24 protein-coding genes are annotated in these 25,728 nt (G+C 72.2%); 20 read left to right on the forward strand and 4 right to left on the reverse strand.

Annotation, left to right across the window (positions count from 1 at the left end; translation table 11 throughout):
• Positions 1–28 precede the first annotated feature (28 nt).
• Entirely contained in the window at positions 29–952 is a 924-nt protein-coding gene (locus MUB56_RS11945; protein WP_244932114.1) for a hydroxymethylglutaryl-CoA lyase, read from the reverse strand.
• Positions 953–983: 31 nt separating this feature from the next.
• Here MUB56_RS11945 and MUB56_RS11950 point away from each other — a divergent pair, with 31 nt between their 5' ends.
• The 3 genes from MUB56_RS11950 to MUB56_RS11960 are packed head-to-tail and all read left to right on the forward strand — an operon-like array spanning position 984 to position 3,423.
• On the forward strand, positions 984–2,192 hold the full coding sequence (locus MUB56_RS11950; protein ID WP_244932115.1) for a CoA transferase: 1,209 nt from the start codon (positions 984–986) through the stop codon (positions 2,190–2,192).
• Between the two features lie 2 nt (positions 2,193–2,194).
• Positions 2,195–2,833 (forward strand): isochorismatase family protein, encoded by a 639-nt coding sequence (locus MUB56_RS11955; RefSeq protein WP_244932116.1) that lies wholly within the window; start codon positions 2,195–2,197, stop codon positions 2,831–2,833.
• 11 nt (positions 2,834–2,844) lie between these two features.
• A complete protein-coding gene (locus tag MUB56_RS11960; protein WP_244932117.1) occupies positions 2,845–3,423 on the forward strand; it encodes a hypothetical protein in 579 nt (192 codons plus the stop codon).
• Positions 3,424–3,500: 77 nt separating this feature from the next.
• Here the strand turns inward: MUB56_RS11960 and MUB56_RS11965 are convergent, their stop codons facing one another.
• Positions 3,501–4,898 (reverse strand): MFS transporter, encoded by a 1,398-nt coding sequence (locus MUB56_RS11965; protein ID WP_244932118.1) that lies wholly within the window; start codon positions 4,896–4,898, stop codon positions 3,501–3,503.
• Between the two features lie 74 nt (positions 4,899–4,972).
• Here MUB56_RS11965 and MUB56_RS11970 point away from each other — a divergent pair, with 74 nt between their 5' ends.
• Positions 4,973–6,601, forward strand: a complete 1,629-nt coding sequence (locus MUB56_RS11970; RefSeq protein WP_244932119.1) for a carbon-nitrogen hydrolase family protein — start codon at positions 4,973–4,975, stop codon at positions 6,599–6,601.
• A gap of 12 nt (positions 6,602–6,613) precedes the next feature.
• Here the strand turns inward: MUB56_RS11970 and MUB56_RS11975 are convergent, their stop codons facing one another.
• The gene (locus MUB56_RS11975) at positions 6,614–7,327 is read right to left on the reverse strand and encodes a GntR family transcriptional regulator (protein WP_244932120.1); all 714 of its coding nucleotides are present in this window, start codon (positions 7,325–7,327) and stop codon (positions 6,614–6,616) included.
• Positions 7,328–7,515: 188 nt separating this feature from the next.
• On the opposite strand from MUB56_RS11975, the gene MUB56_RS11980 reads away from it, so the two are divergent.
• The 15 genes from MUB56_RS11980 (at position 7,516) to MUB56_RS12050 (ending at position 22,564) form a co-directional block, all read left to right on the forward strand.
• A complete protein-coding gene (locus tag MUB56_RS11980) occupies positions 7,516–8,787 on the forward strand; it encodes a flavin reductase (protein WP_244932121.1) in 1,272 nt (423 codons plus the stop codon).
• Complete coding sequence (locus tag MUB56_RS11985; RefSeq protein WP_244932122.1) at positions 8,784–10,088, forward strand: acyl-CoA dehydrogenase family protein; 1,305 nt, start codon at positions 8,784–8,786, stop codon at positions 10,086–10,088. Before MUB56_RS11980 ends, MUB56_RS11985 begins: the two co-directional genes overlap by 4 nt.
• A gap of 8 nt (positions 10,089–10,096) precedes the next feature.
• The gene (locus tag MUB56_RS11990) at positions 10,097–11,623 is read left to right on the forward strand and encodes an aldehyde dehydrogenase family protein (RefSeq protein ID WP_244932123.1); all 1,527 of its coding nucleotides are present in this window, start codon (positions 10,097–10,099) and stop codon (positions 11,621–11,623) included.
• A 2-nt stretch (positions 11,624–11,625) separates the two neighbouring features.
• On the forward strand, positions 11,626–12,534 hold the full coding sequence (locus MUB56_RS11995; RefSeq protein ID WP_244932124.1) for an isocitrate lyase/PEP mutase family protein: 909 nt from the start codon (positions 11,626–11,628) through the stop codon (positions 12,532–12,534).
• Positions 12,531–13,742, forward strand: coding sequence for an NAD(P)/FAD-dependent oxidoreductase (locus tag MUB56_RS12000; protein ID WP_244932125.1), 1,212 nt, complete (start codon positions 12,531–12,533; stop codon positions 13,740–13,742). Before MUB56_RS11995 ends, MUB56_RS12000 begins: the two co-directional genes overlap by 4 nt.
• A gap of 11 nt (positions 13,743–13,753) precedes the next feature.
• Positions 13,754–15,190 carry an aldehyde dehydrogenase family protein gene (locus MUB56_RS12005; protein ID WP_244932126.1) on the forward strand — a complete coding sequence of 479 codons (1,437 nt, stop codon included), beginning with the start codon at positions 13,754–13,756 and terminating at the stop codon, positions 15,188–15,190.
• Between the two features lie 140 nt (positions 15,191–15,330).
• Positions 15,331–16,146 (forward strand): hypothetical protein, encoded by an 816-nt coding sequence (locus tag MUB56_RS12010; RefSeq protein ID WP_244932127.1) that lies wholly within the window; start codon positions 15,331–15,333, stop codon positions 16,144–16,146.
• 7 nt (positions 16,147–16,153) lie between these two features.
• Positions 16,154–17,155, forward strand: a complete 1,002-nt coding sequence (locus tag MUB56_RS12015; RefSeq protein WP_244932128.1) for a hypothetical protein — start codon at positions 16,154–16,156, stop codon at positions 17,153–17,155.
• Between the two features lie 9 nt (positions 17,156–17,164).
• Positions 17,165–18,394: an aromatic ring-hydroxylating dioxygenase subunit alpha gene (locus MUB56_RS12020; RefSeq protein WP_244932129.1), complete on the forward strand. Its 1,230-nt coding sequence runs from the start codon at positions 17,165–17,167 to the stop codon at positions 18,392–18,394.
• Positions 18,391–19,152: a hypothetical protein gene (locus tag MUB56_RS12025; RefSeq protein ID WP_244932130.1), complete on the forward strand. Its 762-nt coding sequence runs from the start codon at positions 18,391–18,393 to the stop codon at positions 19,150–19,152. The genes MUB56_RS12020 and MUB56_RS12025 overlap by 4 nt, the downstream gene beginning before the upstream one ends.
• The gene (locus MUB56_RS12030; protein ID WP_244932131.1) at positions 19,149–20,102 is read left to right on the forward strand and encodes a hypothetical protein; all 954 of its coding nucleotides are present in this window, start codon (positions 19,149–19,151) and stop codon (positions 20,100–20,102) included. Before MUB56_RS12025 ends, MUB56_RS12030 begins: the two co-directional genes overlap by 4 nt.
• Positions 20,099–20,911, forward strand: a complete 813-nt coding sequence (locus MUB56_RS12035; RefSeq protein WP_244932132.1) for an SDR family NAD(P)-dependent oxidoreductase — start codon at positions 20,099–20,101, stop codon at positions 20,909–20,911. The genes MUB56_RS12030 and MUB56_RS12035 overlap by 4 nt, the downstream gene beginning before the upstream one ends.
• The gene (locus tag MUB56_RS12040; RefSeq protein ID WP_244932133.1) at positions 20,911–21,636 is read left to right on the forward strand and encodes a hypothetical protein; all 726 of its coding nucleotides are present in this window, start codon (positions 20,911–20,913) and stop codon (positions 21,634–21,636) included. The genes MUB56_RS12035 and MUB56_RS12040 overlap by 1 nt, the downstream gene beginning before the upstream one ends.
• Positions 21,633–22,385 (forward strand): hypothetical protein, encoded by a 753-nt coding sequence (locus tag MUB56_RS12045; protein WP_244932134.1) that lies wholly within the window; start codon positions 21,633–21,635, stop codon positions 22,383–22,385. Before MUB56_RS12040 ends, MUB56_RS12045 begins: the two co-directional genes overlap by 4 nt.
• A 20-nt stretch (positions 22,386–22,405) precedes the next feature.
• Positions 22,406–22,564, forward strand: a complete 159-nt coding sequence (locus tag MUB56_RS12050) for a hypothetical protein (RefSeq protein ID WP_244932135.1) — start codon at positions 22,406–22,408, stop codon at positions 22,562–22,564.
• A 338-nt stretch (positions 22,565–22,902) separates the two neighbouring features.
• Here the strand turns inward: MUB56_RS12050 and MUB56_RS12055 are convergent, their stop codons facing one another.
• Positions 22,903–23,553, reverse strand: a complete 651-nt coding sequence (locus tag MUB56_RS12055; protein ID WP_244932136.1) for a class E sortase — start codon at positions 23,551–23,553, stop codon at positions 22,903–22,905.
• A 77-nt stretch (positions 23,554–23,630) separates the two neighbouring features.
• On the opposite strand from MUB56_RS12055, the gene MUB56_RS12060 reads away from it, so the two are divergent.
• On the forward strand, positions 23,631–25,724 hold the full coding sequence (locus MUB56_RS12060; protein WP_244932137.1) for a hypothetical protein: 2,094 nt from the start codon (positions 23,631–23,633) through the stop codon (positions 25,722–25,724).
• Positions 25,725–25,728: the final 4 nt, after the last annotated feature.

Genomic DNA, 25,728 nt, shown 5'->3' on the forward strand with positions numbered 1-25,728 from the left:
GCCGGCGCGAGTTTGCGCCGGCTCGGCGCTATTTCGCGACGGGTCGTGGGAAGAGGCCGGCCCGGCCGAGCTGGGCGGGCGCCTGGGGGAGACCGAGCACGCCGCTGATCCAGGTGCCGGTGGCGGCGAGGGACTCGGCGTCCAGTCGCCCGCCGTCCGGTGCGGTCGCGTAGCCGGAGCGGTGCAGCAGGTAGAGCAGGTCCTCGGTGCCGATGTTGCCGGTGGCGCCGGGGGCGAACGGGCAGCCGCCGATGCCGCCGGCCGAGGCGTCCAGGACGCTCACGCCGGACTCCACGGCGGCCAGCGCGTTGGCGTAGCCGGTGTTGCGGGTGTTGTGGAAGTGCGCGCGCAGGGGGATCTGCGCGTCGAGGGCGCGCAGGCCGGAGACGATCGAGCGCACCTGGGCGGGGACACCGACACCGATGGTGTCGGCGATCGCGAGCTCGTCGGGCCCCCCGTCGAGCACCCCGCGGGCGACCTCCAGGACCCGCTCGGTCGAGACCTCGCCGTCGAAGGGGCAGCCGAACGCCGCAGCGAGGATCACGGTCGTGGCCAGGCCGGCGGAGCGGGCGTCGTCGGCCATGGCCTGCCAGGCGGCCACCTGGGCCGCGGTGTCGACGCCCTGGTTGCGCAGGGCCAGGCCGTCGGAGACGACCACGACGGCGGTGATCTCGTCGCAGCCGGCAGCGATCGCGCGGTCCAGGCCGCGCCGGTTGAGGACCAGCCCGATCGAGGTCAGCCGCGGGTCGTCGCGCACCTCGGCCAGCACGGCTTCGGCATCGGCCATCTGCGGGACCCGTTCGGGGTGCGCGAAGGCGGTGACCTCGACCCGTCGTACCCCGGCGTCGAGGCAGCGGCGCACGAGGGTGGCCTTGTCCTCGGTCGACACCAGGCGCGACTCGTTCTGCAACCCGTCGCGCGGGGACACCTCGACGATCTGGACCTGATTCACGAGCAAAGCGTATCGGATATACGATCGTGGTATGACGACTGTTCCGAGCGGCCCGCTGGCCGGGGTCCGCGTGATCGAGGCCGGGCAGCTGCTCGCCGGTCCCTTCGCCGGCCAGCTGATGGGCGACATGGGTGCCGATGTGATCAAGGTGGAGCCCCCGGGCGTCGGTGACCCGATGCGTCAGTGGGGTCGCGAGAAGGCCGAGGGCAGCTCGCTGTGGTGGCCGGTCGTCGGCCGCAACAAGCGCTCGGTGACCCTCAACCTGCGCGAGGCCGCCGGCCAGGAGCTGCTGGTCGAGCTGATCCGCGAGGCCGACATCTTCGTCGAGAACTTCCGCCCCGGCACGCTGGAGAAGTGGAACCTCGGCTACGACCGGCTGCGCGAGATCAACCCGCGCCTGGTCCTGGTCCGGGTCAGCGGCTACGGCCAGACCGGCCCGTACTCCTCGCGCGCCGGCTACGGCTCGATCGGCGAGGCGATGGGCGGCCTGCGCTACATCACCGGCGAGCCCGACCGGCAGCCCTCGCGCACCGGCATCTCCATCGGGGACGCGCTGGCCGCGATGCACGCGACCATCGGCGCGCTGGCCGCGCTGCGGCACCGCGACATCACGGGAGACGGCCAGATCGTCGACAGCGCGATCTACGAGGCCGTGCTCGCGATGATGGAGAGCACCGTCACCGAGTGGGACGTGCAGGGCTACCAGCGCGAGCGCACCGGCGCCGTACTGCCGAACGTCGCGCCGAGCAACGTCTACCCGACCGCCGACGGCCAGCTGATCCTGATCGCGGCCAACCAGGACTCGGTCTTCAGCCGGCTCGCCGCCCTGATGGACGAGCCCGAGCTCGCTGCCGCGGGCAGCCGCTACTTCGACCACTCCGGTCGTGGCACGCACCAGCAGGAGCTCGACGACCACATCTCGGTGTGGACCGGCAAGCACGACGCCGACGCGCTGCTCGCCCTGCTCCACGAGGGCGGCGTACCGGCCGGTCGGATCTTCACGGCCGCGGACATGCTCGCCGACCCACACTTCATCGCCCGCGACGCGATCGTGCGCGTGCCGGACCCGAAGTTCGGCGAGCTCGCGATGCAGAACGTCGTCCCGAAGCTGTCGGCCACCCCGGGCTCGGTCCGCTGGACCGGACCGGAGCTCGGCCAGCACAACGACGAGGTGTACGGCGACCTGCTCGGCCTGGACGCCGACCGGCTGGCCGCGCTGGCCGCGGACGGCGTGATCTGAGCATGGACCGCGCGGATGACTACGAGAGCGTCGGCTTCCGGGGCCGGATCGGGTTCGGCGAGCGGCCGGCGGTCGTCGTCGTCGACGTGGTTCGGGCCTACCTCGCGGGCGGCCCGCTGACCGACACGGAGGGCCGCTTCGAGGCCGCGCGCGCCAGCGCCGACCGGGTCGTGGAGGCGGCGCGGGCTGCCGGACACCCGGTCGTCTTCACCACGGTCAAGCTCGCGCCCGGCGGTGCCGACGCGGGCTGGTTCGCCGTCAAGGTCCCCGGGCTGAGCGTCTTCGAGGAGGGCTCGCCGTACGCCGCCTTCCCGGACTCGCCGGCGCCGCGGAAGGGCGAGGTCGTCGTGAGCAAGCAGTACGCCTCGTCCTTCTTCGGCACCAGCCTCGCCGCGACCCTCAACGCCCAGCGGGTGGACACCGTGATCGTGCTGGGCTTCTCCACCAGCGGCTGCGTGCGGGCCACGGCCCTCGACGCGCTGCAGAACGGCTTCCGGCCGATCGTGGTCGCCGACGCGTGCGGGGACCGGGACTCAGCGACCCAGGACCAGAACCTGTTCGACCTGGACTCGAAGTACGCCGACGTGCTCTCGGAGGACGACGTCGTCGCCCATCTCACCACCCACCCCTCGTCTCGCTAGGAGCAGCCCGCATGACCGTTCTCGACCTGGACGCCGCCGACCTGAAGTGGCTCGAGCACAACATCGCCGGCTCGGACCTGCCGGCGAAGCTCGTGATGCTGCACGCCGACGCAGAGCGGGGCACCCGCAGCGTGCTGGTGCGCTTCCCGGACGGCTGGCGGCGCGACGCCGTCGGCAACCAGCCGGCGGGCGAGGAGATGGTGCTGCTCTCCGGCGAGCTGAGCATGAGCGGTCTCGCCGTCGGGCCGGGTGACCTCCTGGTCGTCGAGCCCCGCGCGACCCGAGCGGCCACCTTCGTCGCCGACGGCACCAGCGCCCTGGTGTGGTTCTCCGGCCCCGGTGGCGGCTGGGCCGAGGGCTCCGCGGACGACGCCGGCACCGCCACCGTGACCCCGCTGGCCGTGGGGGAGCAGCGCGGTGCGCACGCCGGGCTGGTCGGCTCGATCACGGTCCACGACGACCTGCCCGAGCAGTCCTTCGCCGTCGACGTGGACGTGCTCTGGCCCGCCGACCGGCACTGGGCCTTCGTCCCCGCCGGTACGCCGGTCCCGGCCCGCCCCGGCCGCGCGGTCGTCCACCACTGGAGCTGAGCGACACCCGCCGTACGACGCAGCGCCCCGCCCGAGATCCTCGGGCGGGGCGCTGTGCTGTGTAGTCAGGGGCCGACTCAGCCGCCGGCGAGGGCCTTGGCGGCGTCGTCGTCGTAGGTGTGCCGGATCTTGGCGGCCATGCCGATGCAGATGAACAGCGGCGGCAGCAGGACCAGCATCGCGTACTGGAGCGAGTCGGCCTTGTTCAGGTCGAACGTCTCGGCGAGCAGGGTCGAGACGACGCCGATCAGCAGGGGACCGGCCGAGCCGCCGAGGGTGACCAGGAAGGTGAGCACGGCGAAGCCCATGCCGCGACCGTTGGCGGGCAGCACGTCCGCGTTGGCGGCCGTCATGTTCGGGATCGCCGCGGCGAAGCCGATGCAGGCCAGCGCGATCATGGCGCTGCGCACCGTGATGCCGGGCAGGAGGACGGTGCCGGTGAGGCCGACCGCACCCACGAGGAGGAAGACGGCCGAGACGTTGATCCGCCAGCCCTTCTTCAGGCCGTGGTACTTGTCGCCGAACTTCGAGCCGAGCACGATGCCGATCACGATGCCGGTGCCGCCGACGGCGCCGGAGAGCGAGGAGCCGGTGGCCTCGCTGACGCCCTCGACCCGCACCAGGAAGGTCGGGATCCAGTAGAAGAGACCGGCGACCCCCAGCGACAGCATGGCCAGGGCGACGGTCACGCCGCGCAGGGTGGGGATGCGCAGCAGCTCCGCGGTCTGGGCCCGGATCGACCGGGTGTCGACGACGTGCTTGCCCTGGGCGGCCTCCGTGTCGCCGGTGCGGGCCTGCTCGAGCCGGTCGCCGAGGCCGCGGATCGGGTCCTTGAGGGTGAGGACCAGGAGCGCCACGAGGAGCCCGGGGACGGCGGCGATGAAGAAGACCGTGCGCCAGTCGTACGCATCGGCGATGGCGCCACCGAGGATGACCCCCGCGGGCAGGCCCATGTAGTAGCCCGCGCGCTCGAAGCCGTACGCCTTGGAGCGGCTGCGCGCCGGGTAGTAGTCGGCCAGCAGCGACGAGGCCGGCGGGTTGTAGAGCTGTCCGGCGCCGCCGATGACGATCCGGATGAAGAAGAACAGCATGAAGCTGGTCGCCAGGCCGCTCGCGACGGAGCAGAGGGACCAGATCAGGACGACGACCGAGATCGTCACCACGCGGGGGGCGCGGTCGGCGAGCCGGCCGGCGGGCAGCACTAGGAGGGCGCCGGCCACCGAGGCGGCGGTCGGGATCGCGCCGGCCCAGGTGTCGCTGAACCCGAAGTGGTCCTGGATCTGGGGCAGGGCGCCGGCGATCAGGTTGACCTCGACCCGGTCGATGAAGGCGACGAGCGCGATGACGATCGCGGCCCACCAGCCGAACGGGGCAGCCTTGTTCAGGTCGATGGAGACCGGCGGCCTTCCTGCGTACGCCGTCACCTCCACCAGGGCCGGTTCGGTCTCAGACTGCTCACGGGTCGCTTCCGACATCCGGCCGGCTCCTAGGGTTCGAAGGTCTGGTGTGCGAGGCTTGGCGCCTAGCGTAGATCATATATAGGAGCATGATGTCGAACGTTCGTGTGGCCGCTGTCCAGTACGCCGTGACCGAGGACGTCGAGGAGAACCTCGACACCGCCCTGCGGATGACCGACCGGGCGGCGGCCGAGGGTGCCCAGGTGGTGGTGCTGCCCGAGTTCTGCAACCACGTCTCCTGGTACGCCGACCGCGAGCACGCGCGCCGGATGGCGCTCACCCTCGAGAGTCCGTTCGTGGCCGCCCTGGCGGCCAAGGCGGCCGAGCACTCCCTGCACCTGATGGCCAACTGCACCCTGGCCCGCGAGGACGGCCGGACCACGGGGAGCAACCTGCTGTTCGGTCCGGACGGGACGATCCTCGCCGTCACCGACAAGCAGGTGCTGATGGGCAGCGAGCGCGACCACCTCGACCCGGCGATCGAAGCATCCCCGGTCGTCGAGACCGCCGTCGGCCGGGTCGGCCTCTACTCCTGCATGGACGGCGTCATCAACGAGACGCCGCGGATGCTCGCCGTCGGCGGCGCCCAGCTGCTGCTGAACAGCATCAACTCCTTCGCCCTCGACGAGGCCTCGCTGCACGTGCCCGTGCGGGCCGTCGAGAACCGGGTCTGGGTGGTGGCCGCCAACAAGGTCGGCCCGCTGGTGCCACCGCACAGCATCGCCATGGTGGCCGAGCGCGTGGGCGTCCCGGCCGAGCTGCTGCACGGCGCGGGGGAGGCCCAGATCGTGGCGCCCGACGGCACCGTGGTGGCGATCGGTCCCCGCACCGGCGAGGCCGTGGTGGTCGCCGACATCGACGTCTCCCTGGCCGACGACAAGCGCCGCCCCGACGGCACCGACGTGATGGCGACGCGCCGCCCCGACCTCTACCGCCCGATCCTCGACGCCCCGCGCGGGCGACAGCGCCCGGCCGGCGCCGCGGAGCTGGTGACGGCGGTCGTCGGCCCGGAGGGCGACGAGGACGTGGCGACCCTGCTGACCGAGGCGCTGGCGACCGGCGCCGCTCTGGTCGTGCTCCCCGAGCTCGCCGAGATCACCCCGGACGCCGTCGTCGCGGCGCTCGAGGGCTCCGACGCGCTCGTCGCGACCAGCGTGGCCGAGGGTGACGCCCACGTGGGTCTGGTGCTCTCGGCGGCCGGGGTCGTGCTGCGTCAGCGGCAGCTGCACTCGTGCGCCCGCCACGACTGGGCGAGCGACCTGGGGGAAGGCCTCGACGTCGCCGACCTGCCCTGGGGCCGGCTCGCGCTCGTCGTCGGTGACGACGCGCTCTACCCCGAGACGTTCCGGCTCGCGGCGCTCCAGGACGTCGACGTCGTCGCGGTTCCGTTCACGACCCAGGCCGTCACCGACCTCGACCCGCTGCTGCTGGAGCGCGCCGCCGAGAACCGGCTCAACGTCGCGGTGGCCAGCCGGAGGGGCGAGTACGGCGCCGGTGCGCTCTACCCGCTGTCGACGGACTTCACCCTGTGGGCCTCCGACCGGGGTCCGTTCGCCGGCATCATCAGCCGGCCCGACCCGGTGCTGGCGGCCTCGTCGGTGCAGGTCGCGACCCTGCGCCCGGCATGTGCGGTCAACCGCTTCGTGAGCAAGGGGACCGACCTGGTCGACGGTCGCCCCTGGGGGCTCGCGGGCGTGCTCGTGGCGCCCGTCGGCGGCTGAGCGCCGAGCCGGTCAGGCCCCGGCGACCTCGTCGGCCTCGGCCTGGCCGCTGAGCGCGGCCTGCAGGGCCGCCTCGCTGGTCTCGAGGTGCGCGACCCAGGCGTCCCGGAGCTCCTCGGCCTTGCCGTCACGGGCCAGGTCGAGGAGCGCGCGGTGCTCCTTGATGCGGGCCTCGGTCGTCTCCGGGGCCCGGTCGAGGTTCTCCATGCCGAGGTGCAGGTAGCGGTCGGCCGAGTGCCAGAGGATCTCGAGCACGCGGCGGTCGACGGTGCCGGTGACGTCGTCGAGGATCGCGGCGTGGAAGGCGTGGTGGGCCGCGGCGAGGGCCGCCGGCTCCCGCTCGATCTGGGCGTACTCGTCCAGGGCGACCTGGGCCGCCTCGATCCGCTCGGGGGACATCTGCTCCATCGCGCGCATCGTGAGGTCGCCCTCGATCACCCTGCGCAGCCGGTAGATGCCGGCGAGGTCGCCCTCGCTGAGCGGTGCGACCAGGGCGGAGCGACCGGGACGGAGGCTGACCAGTCCCTCGCTCTCCAGTCGGCGCAGGGCCTCGCGCACCGGGATGTGGCTGACGTCGAACTGCTCGCAGAGCTCGACGATCGACACCGCGGCACCGGGACGGATGTCACCGTTGAGGATCGCGCGGTGCAGTTCGTCGGTGACCCGGTCCACCAAAGACAGGTGGGCGATCGGGCGGACCGGTGCTCCGGTGCGCGTACGCGCCATGCGAGTTCTCCTTGTACATCCAGGTGCATCAGGTGCTCGGCGTGACGGTTTCGTTACGCCGGCGCAATCGTGGCACGTCCCGAGGTGGATTGTCCCAATCGGCTTGCGCGATTCACCTATCCGATATTGTATATTCTCTAGTCGAGAGGAGGTGCGCGATGGTTGATCCCGCAACGTTTCGTGGCGTCATGGCCCAGTGGCCGAGTGGTGTCACGGTGGTGACCACGCTGGTGGACGGAGTGCGCCACGGCATGACCGCCAGCTCGTTCTCGAGCGTGAGCCTGGACCCGCCGCTGATCTCGGTCTGCCTCGACCGGCGCCTGTACTCCCACGAGCTGATCGCTCGAGGCGGCGTCTTCGGCGTGAACGTCCTCGCGAAGGACCAGGCCGAGGTGGCCCGCCGGTTCGCCGGCATGGTGCCCGGCCTCGAGGTCGAGGACCGCTTCGACGGTGAGTCCTGGACCACCGCGGCCACGGGGGTGTCGCTCCTCGACTCCGCCCTGGGCTGGCTCGACTGCCGGGTCGTGCACGAGTACCCCGGTGGCGATCACACGATCTTCGTCGGCGAGGTGCTGGCCGGCCACGCGGCCCGTCGTACGGCGCCGCTGCTGTTCCACTCGCGCGGTTGGGGTCAGTTCGCCGACGTGCTGCCCGACGTCGCCACGCTCGCGGACAGCGGCCTGGTCGCCGCGCTGCGTCGGCAGCAGCACCCCGAGGACGGGGTGCTCCGGACCGCCCGGGACGTGGCCGCCAGCGGCGTGCGCGTCCGGGTGCTCGACCTGACCGACCACGTGGGCGACCCGGTCGCCGTCCCCGAGCCGCTCGCCGCCGGCGCCACCGCGCTCGTCGCGACCCGTGTCCAGCTCGAGCGGGCGCTGGCCCTGGACCTCGACGCGGTCGAGATCGCCGTCGACGCCGCCCGACCCGGCGCGGTGCAGGAGACGCTCAGCATCATCGAGGGCGTGGCGGACCGGGTCGCCATCGTCCTCGACGACGCGTTCGCACCGCACCGCACCGAGGCCGTGCTGGCCGCGGTGGTCGCCTTCTCGGACGCCCGGGTCCGCGAGATCGGGATGGCCGACAGCAACGGCGCCGCGACCCCGCTCCAGGTGCGCGCGGTGCTGCAGGACGCCGTCGGGCTGGCCCGGCCGGTGCCGCTGCGGGCCTGCCTCGGTGACCGTGACCGGCTCGGCCTGGTCAAGGCGCTGACGGCGCTGAAGAGCGGCGTCCACCACTTCGACACCACGCTCGCCGGCCTCGACGGCACGGTCGCGACCGAGGACCTCGTCCGGCTGCTCGGCGAGCTCGACGTCGACTCGCCGGCCGACGGCGGCCAGCTGGGCCGGGTCGCCGACGACCTCCGGCTCGCCATCGCCACCCGCTCCGACGTCACCGTCGGTGCCCACGACCTCGCGGCCGGCCAGGCCACGACCGATCCAGTAGTAGGAGCCGCAGGATGACGGCACAGCTGACCGCCGAGTACCTCCTCCCCGATCTCACCGAAGCGGAGCGCGAGCGTGCTCTCCGTGTCGAGTCGGTGCTGCCGGCCATCGCCGCAGCGGCGGAGTCGGCCGACGAGGCCGGGGCGCTGCCCGAGGGTCACCTCAAGCTGCTCGGCGACGCCGGCCTGCTGGGCCTCGTCGTACCGCGGGAGTACGGCGGCCTCGGGGGCGGGCTGCGTGACCTCGCGGCCACGACGTACACCCTCGGCACCGTGTGCGGCTCCACGGCGCTGGCCTTCTTCTTCCACTGCTCCTCCTCCTCGCGCGGCATGCTGCCGCTGGCCGCGCTCGAGGCAGGGCTGTACGACGACGAGGAGGCCCCGGTCGTGCGCGCCTTCGCCGAGAAGGTGCTGCACCTGATGGGCACCGAGAAGAAGGCCATCGGCAACTTCGCCAGCGAGGCGGTCAAGGCCTCGAACGCCAACGTGCTGATCCGCACGACCGCGACCCGGACCGAGGGCGGCTGGCTGCTGAACGGCGAGAAGTCGTTCGGCTGCCTCTCCGGCTCGGCCGACTACTACCTCGTCACCGCACGCCGCGAGGACGTCGAGGGGATGGACGCGCTCACCCTGTTCCTGGTGCCCCGCGAGGCCGAGGGCGCCCGCCCGCGCTCGCCGTGGATCGGCCTGGGCATGCGGGCCTCGGACAACAACGGCCTGATCATGGAGGACTGCTTCGTCCCCGACGAGCTCTCCCTGGCCGTGCCCGGCGCCTTCACCCGCGCCACCTCGATGTCGCGCGGCTCGTGGGTCGGCAACCAGATCGCCATCGCCTCGATCTACGCCGGCATCGCGCAGGGCGTGTGGGACTTCGCGATGGGGCGGGTGATGGCCGCGACGTTCGCCGACACCGGCAAGCCGATCGCCTCCAGCCCGATGCACCAGGTGATCATCGGCGACGGTGAGCGGCACCTGGCCGAGGCGCACCTGTGGCTGCGTCGCCAGATCGACCTGGAGGCCAGCGACCCGCCGATCCTGCCCAAGAACGAGGTCGTCCAGAGTTGGAAGCTCGCCAAGGGCGCCATCTGCGAGCACGCCCACGACGTGGCCCTGGCGTCACTGAAGATGTGCGGCACCTCCGGCGCCCTGATGGGCAACCCCATCGGCCGCGCCATCCGCGACACCGCCATGGGTCTCGTCCAGGCGTTCCCGGCCGAGCGCGGCAAGCTGGACCTGGCGAAGATGATCGTCGACAACGAGGGCTGGGCCGGACTGACCACCAGCGACAGCTTCGCCAAGCCCTCCCAGACCGCCAAGTAGGAGACGCGTTGACCACCACTCAGGACGGCACCCAGGACGGCATCGACACGCCCCGTCTGGAGCTGCCGCTCCCGGCACAGCTCGTGGCGGGCGTCTGGTCGGCGCCGGCCGAGCAGCTCGACCTGATCCTCGAGGACGCGTTCCTCGGCACCCAGCTCGGCGCTGCGGCGGCCACCTCGGCCGCGGACGTCGAGCGGGTCGCTGCAGCCGCCCAGGTCGCCTACGAGTCCGGTGCGTGGGTGCGGATGTCGCCTGCCGCCCGGGCCGACGTACTCGACCAGGTCGCGGACGCGCTCGAGGGCGAGGTGCCGCGCCTCGCGGCGCTCGAGGCCTTCGCCACCGGCGTGCCCGTCACGCAGACCTCCATCGTGGGGATGATCGTCCCCGGCGCGTTCCGGCTGGTGGCGCAGACGCTGCGCGACGGCGTCCTCCTCGAGCACCACCAGGGGATGTCGGGGAACGGCGTCGAGGTGCATCGGCTGCCGCTCGGACCGGCCCTGTGCCTGGTGCCGTGGAACGCGCCGGCCCCGATGGCCGCGCACAAGATCGCCAGCTCGCTCGCCGCCGGCTGCCCGACGATCCTCAAGCCCAGCGAGTACGCGCCGTACGCCACCACCGAGCTCGCCCGGATCGTGGCCGGCGTCCTCGCGGAGGCCGGCCTCGGCTCCGGGGTCGACGCGGGCACCTTCCAGCTCGTCCAGGGTGGTCCGGGCGTCGGCGGCAGCCTGGTGAGCGACCCGCGGGTGCGGGCCGTGTCCTTCACCGGCGGCCTGCCCGGCGGTCGCGCGATCGCCGCGGCCTGCGCCGCCGACTTCACCGCGACCCAGCTCGAGCTCGGCGGCAACAACCCGCTGGTCGTGCTGCCGGACGCGGATCCGGCCGACGCGGCCCGCGCCGCCGTCGACCTGCTCACCACGCTCAACGGCCAGTGGTGCCGGGCGCTCGGACGGCTCGTCGTCCCCGCCGAGATCGCCGACGAGATCGTCAGCCTCGCCCTCGACCGGCTCGCGGACCTGCGGGTCGGCGACCCGCTCGACCCGGCCACCGAGCTCGGCCCGCTGGTGCACTCCGTGCACCTGGGCCGGGTGCACGCCGAGCTCGAGGCGAAGGTCGCCGTCGGGGGAGTCACCTGCACCAGCACCTCCGTGCCGGAGCAGGGTCACTTCCTCGCGCCGACCCTGCTCACCGGGGTGCCGGCCGCGGAGGCCCAGCACGAGATCTTCGGGCCGGTCGCGACGGTGCACGCCTACAACACCCTCGACGAGGCGCTCGAGCTGGCCAACGGCACGCCGTACGGCCTCGAGGGCTACGTCCTCGGCGCCGACACCGATCAGGCGATGGCGTTCGCGCGCCAGGTCCGTGCCGGCGAGGTCAAGGTGAACGGCTCGACGATCATGAGCCTGCACCTGATGACGCCACGCCCCGCCTGGGGACTCTCGGGGCTCGGCGAGGAGGGCACCGTGGAGACCATCCGGATCTTCACGGGTGCCCGCGTCGTGGGCGTCGAGGGCGGGTTCGCCCTGCACGGCAGGTGACCATGGATGCTCCCTCCGACCGGCTCCGCGCCCTGCTGCGTGGTCCGGACCTGGTCCACCTGCCCGGGGTGTACGACGCGGTGAGCGCCCGGCTCGCCGCCCGGGCGGGCGTGGCCGGCGCGCACCTGTCGGGCGCAGTCGCGTCCGCGGTCGCGCTCGGCCTGCCCGACCTCGGCTTCGTGCACGCCGCCGACATCGTCAAGGTGGCGCAGAGCGTCACGCCGGCGCTGGCCGGGCTGCCGCTGCTGGCCGACGCCGACACCGGCTACGGCAACGCGCTGCAGGCCCGGGCGACCGCGCGTTCGTACGCCGCCGCCGGCATCGCGGGGCTGCACCTGGAGGATCAGGTCGCCCCGAAGCGCTGCGGCCACCTCGCCGGCAAGCAGGTCGTAGACGTCGAAGAGGCGGCCTCGCGGGTGCGGGCCGCCGTCGAGGCGGCCCCCTCGGGAACCGCCGGCACTCGCGGGATCGTCGTGGTCGCCCGCACCGACGCCCTGGGTGTCGAGGGCGTCGCGTCGGCGACCGAGCGCTGCGTGGCCTTCGCCGAGGCGGGTGCGGACGCGGTGTTCGTCGAGGGCGCGAGCACGCCGGACCTGGCCCGGGTGGTCGAGGGCGTCACCCGCGCCACCGGCGCCTGCCCGCCCCTGGTCGTCAACCGGTCCGAGGCGGCCGGCGACGAGCCCCCGCTGGACCAGGCGGCGCTGCGCGAGCTCGGCGTCCGCATCGTCATCCACCCGGTGTCCGCGCTGCTCGCTGCCGCGCACGCCCAGGCCCGGGTGTACGCCGCGATCGCCGCGGGCGGCGACGCCGGCCCGGTCGAGCGGCTCGGCTGGGACGACCTCACGGCCCTGGTCGGGCTGCCCGACCTCCTGAACCTCGAGCAGCGGTACGCCGCAGGAGATGCCTCATGACCCAGCAGACCACCGTCCTCGTCGCGGGCGCCGGCCCGGTCGGACTGACCGCCGCGCTGATGCTCGCGCGCGCCGGCATCGACGTGACCGTCCTGGAGGCCGGCGACACGCTGGCCGCCGAGTCGCGTGCGTCGACCTTCCACCCCCCGAGCCTGGAGATGCTGGACGAGCTCGGCGTGCTCGAGCCGTTGATGGCGCGGGGTCTGGTGTCGACCGGGTTCCAGTACCGCGATCGCGAGACCGGACCGATCGCGGACCTGGACCTCGGTGTCCTCGCCGACGACACCCGCTTCCCGTTCCGGGTCCAGGTGGAGCAGTCCAAGCTCACGCCGGTGATCCTCGAGGTCCTCCAGGGCATGGACCACGTGCGCGTCCACTTCGGCCAGCGCGTGGTGCGGGCCGAGAGCGACGGCACCTCGGCCACGGTGACCACCGAGGCGGGCGACACCTTCACCGCCGACTGGGTGCTGGGCGCCGACGGGGCCAACTCGCAGGTGCGGCAGACCGCCGGGTTCACCTTCGAGGGGATGACCTACCCCGAGCGCTTCCTGGTCGCCTCGACCACCGAGGACCTGGACACGATCCTGCCGGGCATCTCCGCGGTCAACTACGTCTTCGACCCCACCGAGTGGCTGGTGCTGCTGCGCACCCCGGAGCACTGGCGGATCCTCTTCCCGACCGACCAGAACACCCCGGACGAGGTCGAGATCGACCCGGCCCGGGTCCAGGAGCGCCTCGGCGGCGTCGCCGACCTGGGCCGCGAGTGGGACGTCCTGCACACCACGCTCTACCGCGTCCACCAGCGCGTCGCCGACGCGTTCCGCAAGGACCGCCTGCTGCTGATGGGCGACGCCGCGCACATCAACAACCCGCTCGGCGGGATGGGCATGAACAGCGGCATCCACGACGCCTACGTGGAGACGACGGCGCTGCTGGCGCTGCTGCGCGGCGAGGGCACCGAGGGGCAGCTGGACGAGGCGTGCGAGGCCCGGCGCCAGGTGGCCCTGTCGTACGTCAAGACGATCACCCACGACAACTGGGAGAAGCTGCGCCTGGACGACCCCGCGGCGATCAAGGCCTACCACGACGAGCTGCGCGAGCTGGCCGCGGACCGCGAGCGGATGCGCAGGCACCTGCTCAACACCTCGATGATCAACTCGCTGCGTTCCGGCAAGGTCGTCGACATGGTCGGCGTCCAGGCGCCGTAGTGAGCGGACCCATGATCGAGCGGGAGAATCCGGCCCGCACCGACGAGCTCGTCGGCAGCGTCGAGGCTGCCGACCCGGCCGCGGTCGACGCGACGGTCGTCCGCGCCCGCACCGCCCAGCGCGCCTGGGCGGCGAGCGCCCTCGAAGCTCGCTGCGCGGCGGTCCGGGCCGGCGCGGACCTGGTCGCCGCCGAGCTCGACGAGCTCGCGGAGCTGATGGCGCGCGAGACCGGCAAGGTGCTGCCCGACTGTCGCGGCGAGCTCGGCTTCGCCGTCACCGTGCTGCGCTGGTCGGCCGACCGGGCCGAGACGCTGCTCGCCGACGAGGTCATCGACGACGACGCCGGCCGGCTGGTCGTCCGGCGCCGGCCGTACGGCGTGGTCGCGGCGATCACCCCCTGGAACGCCCCCGTCATCCTGGCCGCGCTCAAGCTCGGGCCGGCCCTGGTCTCCGGCAACGTCGTGGTCGTGAAGCCGTCCCCGTTGGCGCCGTACGCGATCGCGCGGGTCGTGGAGCTGCTCTGCTCCGCGCTCGGCGAGGACATCGTGCAGGTCGTGCAGGGCGACGCCGAGACGGCGACCGCGCTGGTCGGCCACCCCGGCGTCGACCGGGTGGCGTTCACCGGTGGTGAGCGGGCCGGCCGGGCCATCGCGGCCCTCGCGGGCCAGACCCTCACCCCGACCCTGATGGAGCTCGGCGGCAACGACGCCGCGCTGCTGCTCGACGACGCGGACCTCGGCCCGGACGCGATGGACCGGCTGGTGATGGCGACGTTCGCGACGTCCGGCCAGGTCTGCATGGCGGTCAAGCGGCTGCTCGTCCCGCGCGGTCGACTCGACGAGTTCGTCGCGGCCTACCGGTCTGCCGCCGACCGCGTGCTGCGCCTCGGGGACCCGCTGAGCGAGGGCGTCACCATCGGTCCGGTCGTCACGGCGGAGTCCGCGACCCGGGTCCGGGCGCTCGTCGAGGGCGCGTGCGCCCGGGGAGCCGAGGCCTTCGTGCTCGGGAGCGTCGACCCGACGGCCGACCTGTCCCGGGGCCACTTCCTGCGCCCCACGCTGGTGCTCGGCGCCGCCGCCGACGACCCGCTGGTCGCGGAGGAGCAGTTCGGGCCGACCGTCCCCGTGCTGGCCTACGACTCCCTCGAGGAGGCGATCGCGCTCGCCAACGCCGGTGATCTCGGCCTGGCCGCGTCGGTCTGGTCGGCCGACGAGGAGCGCGCCTTCGCGGTGGCGGCCCGGCTGGAGGCCGGCTTCACGTTCGTCAACACCCACAACCGCACCGGCATGTCGCTGCGCGCCCCCTTCGGAGGAATCAAGCGATCCGGGTGGGGACGGGAGTACGGCGACGAGGGCGTCCTCGAGCACACCCAGCCCTGCGTGGTGCACGCGCCCGGTGCGTTCCGGGCGGGCGGGGCCGGTCTCGGCGCCGCGGCGTACCCCAGCTGAGACCGAATCGCGACCGGAGATCGGGACTTTGGTCCCGACTTCGACCGATGCTGAGCCCGATGCCGGAAGTGCTTTCACACCGCCTCATAGATTATATATACTTTGCGTCACCACCCACTGAGCAGGACCCGAGGAGCGCGATGAGCCAGACCCTGAAGTCCGTGCAGGAGTTCTACGACGAGGCGCCGACGACCGACATCTCGGAGATCTTCGCGACCTGGATGGACCTGGTCGACGGCCTCAAGGCACGGGTGGCGGAGCGGTTCGACCTCACCCGCGATCCCTCCTCGGAGGTGCTGGAGAGCTTCGGCGGCGAGAACGGCGGCCCCACCGGCCGGATCCGCGCGTACGCCGGTCCCGAGATCGACTGGATGGTGCACTCCCACATGGAGAACGCCACCCTCGGCTTCGCCAACATCCACCTCACCATCTGGCTCGGTCCCCAGGTGAAGGTGCCGCACTTCGGCCTCGCGCTCGGCGCCTTCCCGCAGGCGTGGATCTTCGTCGACTCCGTGCCGCGCTCCAACCTGCTGACCGACACCGACTCCTACGACAAGTACTACGGCCCGCTGAACGCCGAGTGGGAGCAGGTCCGTCACGAGAACGACTTCCTCGACCCGTTCGTCAGCCGCAGCGGCTTCGTGCGGGCGAGCCTGTCGCCGATGGCGCACGCCTACACCGCGACGACCGACAGCCGCACCACCGACCTGGTGACCAAGCTGGCCACCGACCACCTCGACCGCTGGCTCGCCTGGGTCGACGAGGCCGAGCGGGTCCCCGCCGAGGAACAGGCCGCGCTGGCCGCGGACGACCTCGCGACCCGCCGCAACGTCGCCGAGCGCGACCCCGCGAACGAGATGGGCGACCGGTTCTTCGGCAAGGAGCTGACCAACACGCTGGTGCGCGCCCTGTGGGGCGGCGACCGCGAGCTCCCGCGCGCTCACGAGCAGGCCTGACGCACCCATGTCCGAGAACGGAGCCGTCCTGGTCCGCACCGTGCGCACGGCGACCCGGGTCCCGGGAGCCGAGGCGCCGTACGACACGGTGCACGTCGCCGTGCGCTACCCGGCGCTGCCGGCACGCGACGACACCGAGCGGATGAGCGGTGCGCTCGCCGCCGACGACGCCGGCGCGCCGTACCCCGTCGTGGTGCTGGTGCCGGGGGTCAACTGTCCGGCCGACGCCTACCGCTGGCTCGCCTTCCGGCTGGTCGCGGCGGGCAACGTCTGTGTCGGCTACGACTGGGTGGGGGAGCTGTTCCCCGGCCAGCACGGGCTGACCCCGGGTGTCGACATCGTCGCGGCGGGCCCGAGTCACTACGGCGAGCGACCGACGACGCCGGCCCTGCGACCGGTGCTCGACGCGGTCGCCGCGCTGAACGAGTCCGGCCCGCTCGCCGGCCTGCTCGACCTCGACCGGATCGGCGCCTTCGGGCACTCGGCCGGCGGCACCGTGCTGCTGCAGTCCGCCGGTCCCGCGTGGTTCCCGGAGGTGCGGGCGGTCGTGACGTACGGCGCCCACACGATGGCCTCGCAGCTGATCGGCTACCCGTCGAACACGCTGCTGCCGGCCCCGGTCGAGGCGCCGACCATGATCGTCGCCGGCACCGACGACGGAGTGGTCGCCGCCAGCGCCATCCGGTACGGCGAGCAGGCCGGTGCCACCGGGCACGACCCGGTCGAGCGCACCTGGCGCGAGGCCGTCGCGTCGACGACGGAGTGCTGGCTGGTCCACCTGGCCGGCGCGGGCCACATGCTGGCCTCGCACCCGGAGGACCCGTCCACCGCACGAGGTTTCCTGGAGACCCCGACCGACGCCGACCACGACCGTCTCCGCGAGGTGCTCGGCGACGTCGTCTCGACGTTCTTCGCCGCGCACCTCACGAGCAACCCCTCTGCGAAGTCACAGCTCGACCAGCTCGCCGAGCAGCCCCAGCCCGAGATCGCCGCCATCCGGCGCAGGTAGGAGAACACCGTGTTCAAGAACTTCTGGTACGCCGTTGAGTTCAGCACCGACATCAAGCCGGGCGAGCCGAAGAAGGTCAAGCTTCTCGGCCAGCAGCTCGTGCTCTACCGCAAGAACAGCGACAACTCGGTCGTCGCGATGTCGGACCTCTGCGTCCACCGCGGTGCCGCGCTGTCCGGTGGCGAGGTCAAGGGCGACTGCATCGTGTGCCCGTACCACGGCTGGGAGTTCAAGCCCGACGGCCAGGTGCAGAAGATCCCCGCGCACCCCGACAAGGGCATCCCGCGCAAGGCGCGCATCGACTCCTACCCGGTGCTCGAGAAGTACTCGTTCGTGTGGGTCTTCATGGGCGACCTCCCCGAGGAGGAGCGGCCGCCGATCCCGGACTGGTCCGACATCGACGACACCGAGACCTACCGGGCGGTCACCGGCTCGTTCCTGTGGAAGTCGAACTACGAGCGGATCCTCGAGAACGGCGTCGACGTCGCGCACACGCCCTTCGTGCACGGCGGCGTCTTCGGCAACAAGGAGAAGCCCGAGGTCCCCGAGTTCAAGATCGACAGCTCCGAGTGGCACTGCACGGTGTCGGTCGAGCTGCACCCGCCCAAGTCCAAGGGCATCTGGGGCGTCATCAACCCGAACAAGCAGAAGTCGCTCACGGAGCGGCCGCCCGTCCCGGTGTCGACCACCTGGTGGCTGCCCAACCTGCTCCTGCTGGACGTCAAGACGCCCATGGGCGAGATGAAGATCTTCGACGTCAACGTGCCGATCGACGAGGAGACCACCCTGGTCAAGTTCGTCGCCCTGCGCACGTTCTTCAAGGGCAAGTGGGCCGACCGCGACGCACGTCGCCGGGTGTTCAAGGTGCTCTACGAGGACCAGACGATCGTGGACGCCGTCCGTCCCGAGCTGCTGCCCTTCGACCTGTCCGACGAGCTGCACGTCAAGAGCGACTACAACGCGGTGCTCTACCGCCGCCGCCGCCAGGAGCTCATCGACGCCGGGTGGAGCGTCGAGGGCAACACCATCGTCGGCGAGGGCCCGGCCCGCGTCGAGGCCCGGGTGATCCCGTCGCCCATCCGCAAGGAGGTGCCGGAGCTGGCGAGCGCGTGGAACTTCAAGGAGGTCCGCAGCAAGGAGATCCTGCGCGGGAACTCCGAGCGCAGCGTTCGCGGCGACGCACCCCGCACCGACACCGTTTCCGACAGCAAGTCCACGATCGAGGAGATCAAGGCATGAGCAATGTGACCACCAGCCTTCCCGGCGCCCTGTGCCACAGCGCGCTCGACACGCTCGTCGAGCGCGGGGGCCTCACCGAGGTCACCGGCCCCGACGGTGCGCCCTACCTGCCGTTGACCTCGTCGGCCTTCGGCGAGCCGATGGGCGTCGGCGAGGCGCGGATCTTCACCGGCGAGCGGATCGCGAAGGCGGTGTACGTCGGCATCGTGGTCCCGCAGATCCAGATGGACAGCCACATGGTGTTCGCCTTCACCCCCGAGGGCAGCCCGGTCCCGCACTTCACCCTGGACTCGGTGCACGCGGGCGGGCACTACGCCTTCCACCTGGACCTGATCCAGCGTGTCGACGCCGGCACCCACATGGTCTACAACGACTGGGCGCACCGGCCGCTGACCGAGACCTACGAGGCGGTGCTGGCCAACCCCGGGTACACCAAGGCCGCGTTGGAGCCCCGACAGCTCACCGTGATGTCGTCGTGGATGCTGGCCTCGCGCTCGACCGAGGAGGCCTTCGCCGAGCTCGACACCCCGGTGAAGTCGTACCTCGACCACTGGTTCTCCCTCCTCGAGGGCGAGGTGCCCGCCGACGTCGCCGCCGACATCGCGGACACCGACCTGGTCGCCCGGGACGCCCGCAACCGCGGCCTGCTGTTCAACGCCGACGTCGACAAGGTCTGGGCGCAGATCTCGCGACTGCTCACCGAGCCCGTCGCCGAGCAGATCCGACTGCTGCTGGTGGACAACCAGCTCCCTGCATGAGCGAGGTCGAGACCAGCGCGTGGCAGAAGCGGATCGAGGGGGAGTGGCACGGCATCCCGGGGCTCTTCGACGCCCAGGGGAACCACGTCGGCTTCGAGTCGATCGCCCGCGCCAGTGAGGTGACCGCCGAGGGCGCTCGGTACTGGATGGACTCCAAGCTGTCGGGTGCCGGGCCGCTGCGCAACCGCTTCGAGCTGGGTGCCCAGTTCGACTTCGGCGTCGTCGACTCCGACGAGAACCGGGTCTACACCGGGCCGGACTTCTACGGCACGGGCCAGCCCTACGGCCTGTTCGTGGACGCGCACTACTACTCCCCGGGCTGGCAGGCCGACCTGCGCACCTGGAACCAGGTGCTCGCCGACGGCGAGACCCAGGTCTACTCCTCGGTGCTGCACGACGGCTGGGCCGTCTGCGCGGTGTTCAACGGTGTCTACAAGCGCACCACGGACCGCGAGACCAACCCCGAGACGCAGCGCTACGTCGACGACTGGCGTGCGCTCGAGATGGAGCGCGGCCCCAAGCCGCAGGTCCTCCCGACCAAGGAGGCCGGTGCGTGGACCGGGACCCTGTTCCTCAACGGCGCCGACCAGTCGGACGCGGGTGAGGTCCGGGTCCGCGTCGAGCACGACCCGACCTCGCTGCGCTCGGCGCGCCAGACGGTGACGTGGGAGGGCGGCCTGGAGCGTCGTTACACCTTCGACCGCTACCGCGACGGCGCGCGCACGATGTTCGAGGGCCCGGAGGTCTTCGGCAACGCGACGTCGTACGGCCGGGCGCTCTTCACCAGCCAGCACCTCGTCGGTCCTGACCACACCGGGGTCGAGAAGATCAAGGGCCGGGAGTTCCTGATCGACCCCGACACCCGTGAGCTCGCCGTCGTCTGGCAGCTCCTCAGGGGCGACACGACCACGCACTACGTGCACGGGTCGCTGGCGTGGGAGGCGCGATGAGCGCCGCCGCAACCTCGAGCCGCGTCGTCGTCGTCACCGGCGGCACCCGGGGGATCGGCCTCGGCCTCGCGCGTGAGTTCCTCGCGCGCGACGCGCGCGTCGTCATCTGCGGCCGGACCACCGAGGCCGTCGACAAGGCGCTCGCCGAGCTCGGCGCCGGGGACCGGGCCACCGGCCTGGCCACCGACGTCACCGACCGCGCCTCCGTCCAGGCCCTGTGGGACCACGCGGTGGCCGCCTTCGGGCGGGTCGACGTGTGGATCAACAACGCCGGCATCTCGTGCGCCAACGCCCCGATCGTCGACACCGACCCCCAGGACGTCGCGAACGTCTTCGCGGTCAACGTCGCCGGCGCGCTCAACGGCTCGTCGGTGGCCGCCCGCGGTCTGGCCGCCCAGGCCGGTGGCGGCTGGGTGTGGAACATGGAGGGCTTCGGCTCCGACGGCCGCACCCAGAAGGGGATCGGTGTGTACGGCGCGTCCAAGCGCGCGCTGCGCTACCTGACCGAGGTCCTGGTCAAGGAGCACCGGGACACCGACGTCAAGATCGGCTTCCTCTCCCCGGGCATCGTCGTCACGGACCTGCTGGTCGGCGACTACGACCACGACCCCGAGGGCTTCGCCAAGGCCAAGAAGATCTTCAACATCCTGGGTGACAAGGTCGAGACCGTCACCCCGTACCTGGCCGGCAAGGTGCTCGCGGCGCAGAAGTCCGGCGCCCGTGTCGAGTGGTTGACCAACGGCAAGGCCGCCCGACGGTTCATGACCGCCGGGTTCCGCAAGCGCGACCTCTTCGCCGAGGTGGCCTGATGATCGCCGCCAGCGCCATCGACGTGTGCACGGAGTACAACCTGCCGCTCGCGGTGGAGGACTTCGTGCCGGTGATCCTCGCCGGCGCCGCCTTCGTGATCCTGGCGGGCGCCGTGCGCGCGCGGATCCCGCGGGCGTACGGCATCGCCCTGGCCGGTGGTCTGCTGGTCACCCTGGGCGGCCTGGCGAAGGCGACCTGGAAGACGCTGGTCGCCAGCGGCTGCTGGGACTACCCGATCCTGGAGAACCTGCTGTTTCCGTGCATCGCCGGCGGCTTCGCGGCCGTGGCGTGGGCGGCGATGAGCATGGTCAAGGGGCGCGAGGTCAGCCCGTGGCCGTACGTCCTCTTCCCCGCCGCCGCCGGCATCGGCGCCGCGTGGATGAGCATCTCCTCGGGCAGCTACGAGAACTGGCCGCTGCTGATCGCGGCCGCCGTGGGTGCGTCGGTGCTGGGCATCACCCTCGCCGTCGCCGCCTTCAAGGCGGGCAAGACGTCGGTGGGCGTGCTCCTCGTGATCTACACGGTCGGCACCAACTGCCTGCCGCCGCTGGCCGCCCAGCCCGACCAGTCCCTCGAGCTCCAGTGGGGCGAGCAGCTGACCAACTCGGCGGTGCAGCTGTGCTTCCTGCTCTCCGCCCTGTGGCTGCGCGAGCACTTCACCCGCCTCGGCCCGGCCAGCACGAGGACCGCCGCCGCTGACGACACGACAGGAGTGACCGCGTGAGCGGGATCGACCGGCTGGGCTACCGGCGCAAGTTCGGCGTCATCGCCCCCAGCACCAACACCATCGTCCAGCCCGAGTTCGACTCGATGCGGGTCCCGGGCGTCACGTCGCACTACGGCCGGATCCTGATCCGCGACGGTCGGATCGCCGACGACGAGGGCATGCAGAACCTCCTCGTGCAGATCCGCGCCGCGATGGCCGACTGCGTCGAGGGCATCATGACGATGCAGCCCGACTACCTGGTCATGGGGATGAGCGCCGAGACCTTCTGGGACGGCGTCGAGGGCAACCGCCAGTTCGTCCAGCAGATCAAGGAGCTCTCCGGTGGGCTCGGCGTCGCGACCGGTGCGGAGGCCTGCGAGCGAGCGCTGAACCTGTACGGCGCCAAGAAGATCGCCGTCGTCACGCCGTACACCCCGATCGGCGACGCCAACGTGCGGAAGTTCTTCACCGAGATCGGCTTCGAGGTCGGGCAGATCAAGGGACTCAGCGTGAACAGCGCGGTCGAGATCGCCCAGGTCAGCGAGCGGACGCTGCGCGAGTCGCTGATCGAGATCAATGACTCCGACATCGACGCGATCGTGCAGTGCGGCACCAACCTGTGCATGACCGAGCTCGCCGACGAGGCCGAGCGCTGGCTCGACAAGCCGGTCATCGCGATCAACGCCGCGACCTGGTGGATGGCGCTGCGCGAGAACGGCATCGAGGACCAGCTCCACGGCTTCGGCTCGCTGCTCCGCGAGCACTGACGGCGATCTAGGCTGCTCACGTGTACGTCGCACTGTGGCGCCTGCTGCCCGGGCCGACCTGGTTGAAGGTCGTCCAGACGGTGGCGCTCCTCGCCCTGGTCTGCTGGGTGCTGCTCGCATGGGCCTTCCCGGCCGTCGAGCCGCACCTGCCCTTCGACAAGATCACGGTGGGGGAGTAGCCGCGGGCCGGTGGTCTCGATACGTCCGCTCGTTCCTCGCGGACTACTCGACCAGCGAGTGGGCGGGCTCGACAGGTCCGGCGAGTGTGCTCGGTGGTCGAGTAGCGAGCGCCAGCGAGCGTATCGAGACCGGCGGGGCTGTCGGACACGCTCGGGTCAGGGGCCGGTGCGAGTCAGGTCCTGATCGGCTCGCTCTCTCCCGCTGTCGAGCCGGACCCGGCCTTCGACTGATCACCGTGGGGAGTGGCCGCGAGACGGGTCGGTGGTCTCGATACGTCCGCTCGTTCCTCGCGGACTACTCGACCAGCGAGTGGGCGGGCCGGGCCGGTGCGAGGCGATCAGCCGAGCTGGGCCGGTGGGCCGGCGTCGGCCGAGCGCCGCTCGACGAGCTGGGCGCCGACCACGAGGCGCTCCGTGGAGCTCCACCGCGGGTGGCAGGTCACCAGGGTCAGGGTGCGCTGGCTCGCCTTCTCGCCGGGGTGGCCGGCGACGGGCGCGAGCACCTCGGTGGCGCTCGGGCTGAGGATCCGCACCCAGGTCACGTCGTACACGAGCCAGCCGTCGACGGTCTCCACGACGATCGGGTCACCCTCCTGGAGCTTGTCCAGGTCGGCGAAGGGCTCGCCGTGCGTGGCCCGGTGACCGGCGACGGCGAAGTTGCCCACCTCGCCGGGAAGGGCGGTGTCGGGGAAGTGCCCCGGTCCGCGGGCGAGGTCCTCGTCGTCGACCCCCTCGACCACGACCCAGCTCCAGTCCCCGAGGGCCGGGATGTGCAGGACGCCGAAGCCCTCACCCGAGCCGGGGGCGGCCGGCTTCGCGGCGGATCCGCGGCCGGACTCCTGCTGGGCCTGGAAGTCCTCGCGCAGGTCGTCCTGCGCCGCGGCCGTCCGGTGGTTGGTCCACACCAGCAGGTAGAAGACGAAGACCGCGAGCACGATCCCGACCGTGATGGCGAGCTCGGCCACCGCTCGCGCCGTGAATCGCGTCACCGAACTCCACACATTGACCACCCAATGAATATATCATCGCAGAATCGCCATTTTCGGCGTCCGAGCGGAGGTAGTGGATGAGGTCCGTCGTACGCGCTCTCACGGCGCTGCTGGTCGCTGCCGCTGCCGCATCGTACGGCCTGGTCGTGGTCGACCCGGCTGCGGCGGCCGCGTCGCCGGCGGGCGGTTGCTGGGCCTATCGACCGGCCCTCGACCCGGCTCCGGCCAGCGACATCTCGACGGCGCTCGAGCCGTGGACGACCGTGGCCGACGGCGGGTTCCTCCTGGAGAGCGACGGCGCCACCGCTGTCGGCCGCACCCGCACCGCGACGGCGACCATCGCCAGCGGGCCGGTGATCTCCTCGACCGACGACGTCACGGGCACGGCCTCGTTCCTCTTCTCCCTGGACGGGCAGCCGCTGGCCGAGCCGGTCGAGGTCTCGTTCGACGTCGAGGCCGGCGACCCCGTCGAGGACCTGGTCGCGGAGGCCGCGATCCCGATCGCGGCCGCGGGCGCGCACACCGTGGGCCTCGAGGGTGTCTCCTTCGACGTCCCCGCCGAATCGCTCCGGGTCGCCTGCAACGGGCAGGAGACCGGTACGCCGGGCGGCACCAACCCCGCGACCGTCCCGGAGCCCACCGACCTCACCACCGACTTCGCGGCCGTCGCTGCGAGCTCGGCCACGATCACCTCGGTCGCCGACCAGGCCGTCCTCGACACCGCCCGCCCGGGTGACGTCGTCACCGTCGCGCTCGCCGGGCTGGCCTCGTCCGCGCCCGCCTCGCTGCGACTGTGCGGCCCGAGCGCGACGGGCGCGACGGGCGCGACCTGCCTGACGGTCGGCGACGTCGTGACCGAGCCCGACGGCACGGCGACCGCGACCCTCACGGTGCCCGGCACCGCGCCCGTGGGTGCCGGCACCCTGCGCGCCGGCGACGGCGTCACCGAGGTCAGCACCCCGTTCGCGGTGCTCGGCGTACAGCTGGTCGCCGCCGCCGAGAAGCTCGGCGTCGACTCCACCACCGTCACCCTCACCGGCACCGGCTGGGACCCCACCCGCCCCGTCGCCATTCGCGGGTACGCCGGGACCAGCAGCTCCACGGCCGCCACCGCGGACCCGACGGTCACCGTCGCGGTGACCGCGGCCGGAGGCTTCACCGCAGACTTCGAGGTGGCCGACAAGGCGACCAAGTCGGTCATCGTCGACCAGGCTCGTACGAGCAGCCACATCGGCGCGGTCTACCTCATCTCCGGCGTCATCGGCGGGGCCGGCGCTCCGGTCGAGGAGCCGCCCGTCGACGAGGGCGAGGACCCCGACGCGAACGACCCGACCCCCGACGCGGGCGACGAGACCACGGACTCGGGCGGCACGAGCACCGATGCCGGCACCGGCACCGACACCGCGGTCGTCCCGCCGGTGGAGATCCCGCTCCCCGAGGACGTCCCCGTCGTCGTCCCCACCCCGGTGGCGCCCACCCCCGACGCGACCGAGGACCTCGCGGTCTCCGAGGTGCGTCTCGACGGTCAGGCGACGCTGTCGGAGCTCTTCGGCGGCTCGCCGCGCCGGGACCTGATCTTCCTGGTCGAGAATGTCGGCGCGCAGACCGTGACGGACCCGGTGGTCCGGGTGGCGGTGGGCCGCTCCGACGACGTCGAGCCGCAGCTGGTCGATGCCGAGGTGGGTGACCTCGACCCGGGCGAGCAGAGCGTGGTGACCGTCCCGCTCGAGCTGCCGATGGCGGCCTTCGGCGGCTACCGGGTCGTCGGCCAGGTGGGCGACACCGACGACGGTGCGTTCGCGCTGAAGTGGTCGACGTACCCCTGGGGTCTCTTCGCCCTCAACGCGGTGGCGCTGGGGCTGCTCGGCTGGGGCGTGCAGCGCCGTCTGGGCCTGCGTCGCACGCCCGCCGCGGCGCTCGACGTGCCCGAGAACGGCGAGGCGGTCGTCGACCTGGCCGCCGCCGACGCCTGGTGGGCCTATCGCAACGGCACCGGGCCGCGCCCGGTCCCGGACGCGACGGTCGCGGTGGCCTCCGCAGGGGTGGCGACCGAGGTGCTCTCCACGGAGCCGCCCGCCCCCGTCGACTCCGGGGACGCGGTCGTGGACCTCGACGCCGCGGAGTCGTGGTGGGAAAGATCCGGCGCCAAGAGCTCCCGGAACGCGTCTTGATATC

Source organism: Nocardioides sp. W7 (assembly GCF_022919075.1).
Taxonomy (GTDB): domain Bacteria; phylum Actinomycetota; class Actinomycetes; order Propionibacteriales; family Nocardioidaceae; genus Nocardioides.

Bases quoted from the DNA above. Each gene is read 5' to 3' on its own strand.
- MUB56_RS11950 (WP_244932115.1), top strand. From the start codon at position 984: ATGACGACTGTTCCGAGCGGCCCGCTGGCCGGGGTCCGCGTGATCGAG.
- MUB56_RS11955 (WP_244932116.1), top strand. From the start codon at position 2,195: ATGGACCGCGCGGATGACTACGAGAGCGTCGGCTTCCGGGGCCGGATC.
- MUB56_RS11960 (WP_244932117.1), top strand. From the start codon at position 2,845: ATGACCGTTCTCGACCTGGACGCCGCCGACCTGAAGTGGCTCGAGCAC.
- MUB56_RS11965 (WP_244932118.1), bottom strand. From the start codon at position 4,898: ATGTCGGAAGCGACCCGTGAGCAGTCTGAGACCGAACCGGCCCTGGTG.
- MUB56_RS11970 (WP_244932119.1), top strand. From the start codon at position 4,973: ATGTCGAACGTTCGTGTGGCCGCTGTCCAGTACGCCGTGACCGAGGAC.
- MUB56_RS11975 (WP_244932120.1), bottom strand. From the start codon at position 7,327: ATGGCGCGTACGCGCACCGGAGCACCGGTCCGCCCGATCGCCCACCTG.
- MUB56_RS11980 (WP_244932121.1), top strand. From the start codon at position 7,516: ATGGCCCAGTGGCCGAGTGGTGTCACGGTGGTGACCACGCTGGTGGAC.
- MUB56_RS11985 (WP_244932122.1), top strand. From the start codon at position 8,784: ATGACGGCACAGCTGACCGCCGAGTACCTCCTCCCCGATCTCACCGAA.
- MUB56_RS11995 (WP_244932124.1), top strand. From the start codon at position 11,626: ATGGATGCTCCCTCCGACCGGCTCCGCGCCCTGCTGCGTGGTCCGGAC.
- MUB56_RS12000 (WP_244932125.1), top strand. From the start codon at position 12,531: ATGACCCAGCAGACCACCGTCCTCGTCGCGGGCGCCGGCCCGGTCGGA.
- MUB56_RS12005 (WP_244932126.1), top strand. From the start codon at position 13,754: ATGATCGAGCGGGAGAATCCGGCCCGCACCGACGAGCTCGTCGGCAGC.
- MUB56_RS12010 (WP_244932127.1), top strand. From the start codon at position 15,331: ATGAGCCAGACCCTGAAGTCCGTGCAGGAGTTCTACGACGAGGCGCCG.
- MUB56_RS12015 (WP_244932128.1), top strand. From the start codon at position 16,154: ATGTCCGAGAACGGAGCCGTCCTGGTCCGCACCGTGCGCACGGCGACC.
- MUB56_RS12025 (WP_244932130.1), top strand. From the start codon at position 18,391: ATGAGCAATGTGACCACCAGCCTTCCCGGCGCCCTGTGCCACAGCGCG.
- MUB56_RS12030 (WP_244932131.1), top strand. From the start codon at position 19,149: ATGAGCGAGGTCGAGACCAGCGCGTGGCAGAAGCGGATCGAGGGGGAG.
- MUB56_RS12035 (WP_244932132.1), top strand. From the start codon at position 20,099: ATGAGCGCCGCCGCAACCTCGAGCCGCGTCGTCGTCGTCACCGGCGGC.
- MUB56_RS12040 (WP_244932133.1), top strand. From the start codon at position 20,911: ATGATCGCCGCCAGCGCCATCGACGTGTGCACGGAGTACAACCTGCCG.
- MUB56_RS12060 (WP_244932137.1), top strand. From the start codon at position 23,631: ATGAGGTCCGTCGTACGCGCTCTCACGGCGCTGCTGGTCGCTGCCGCT.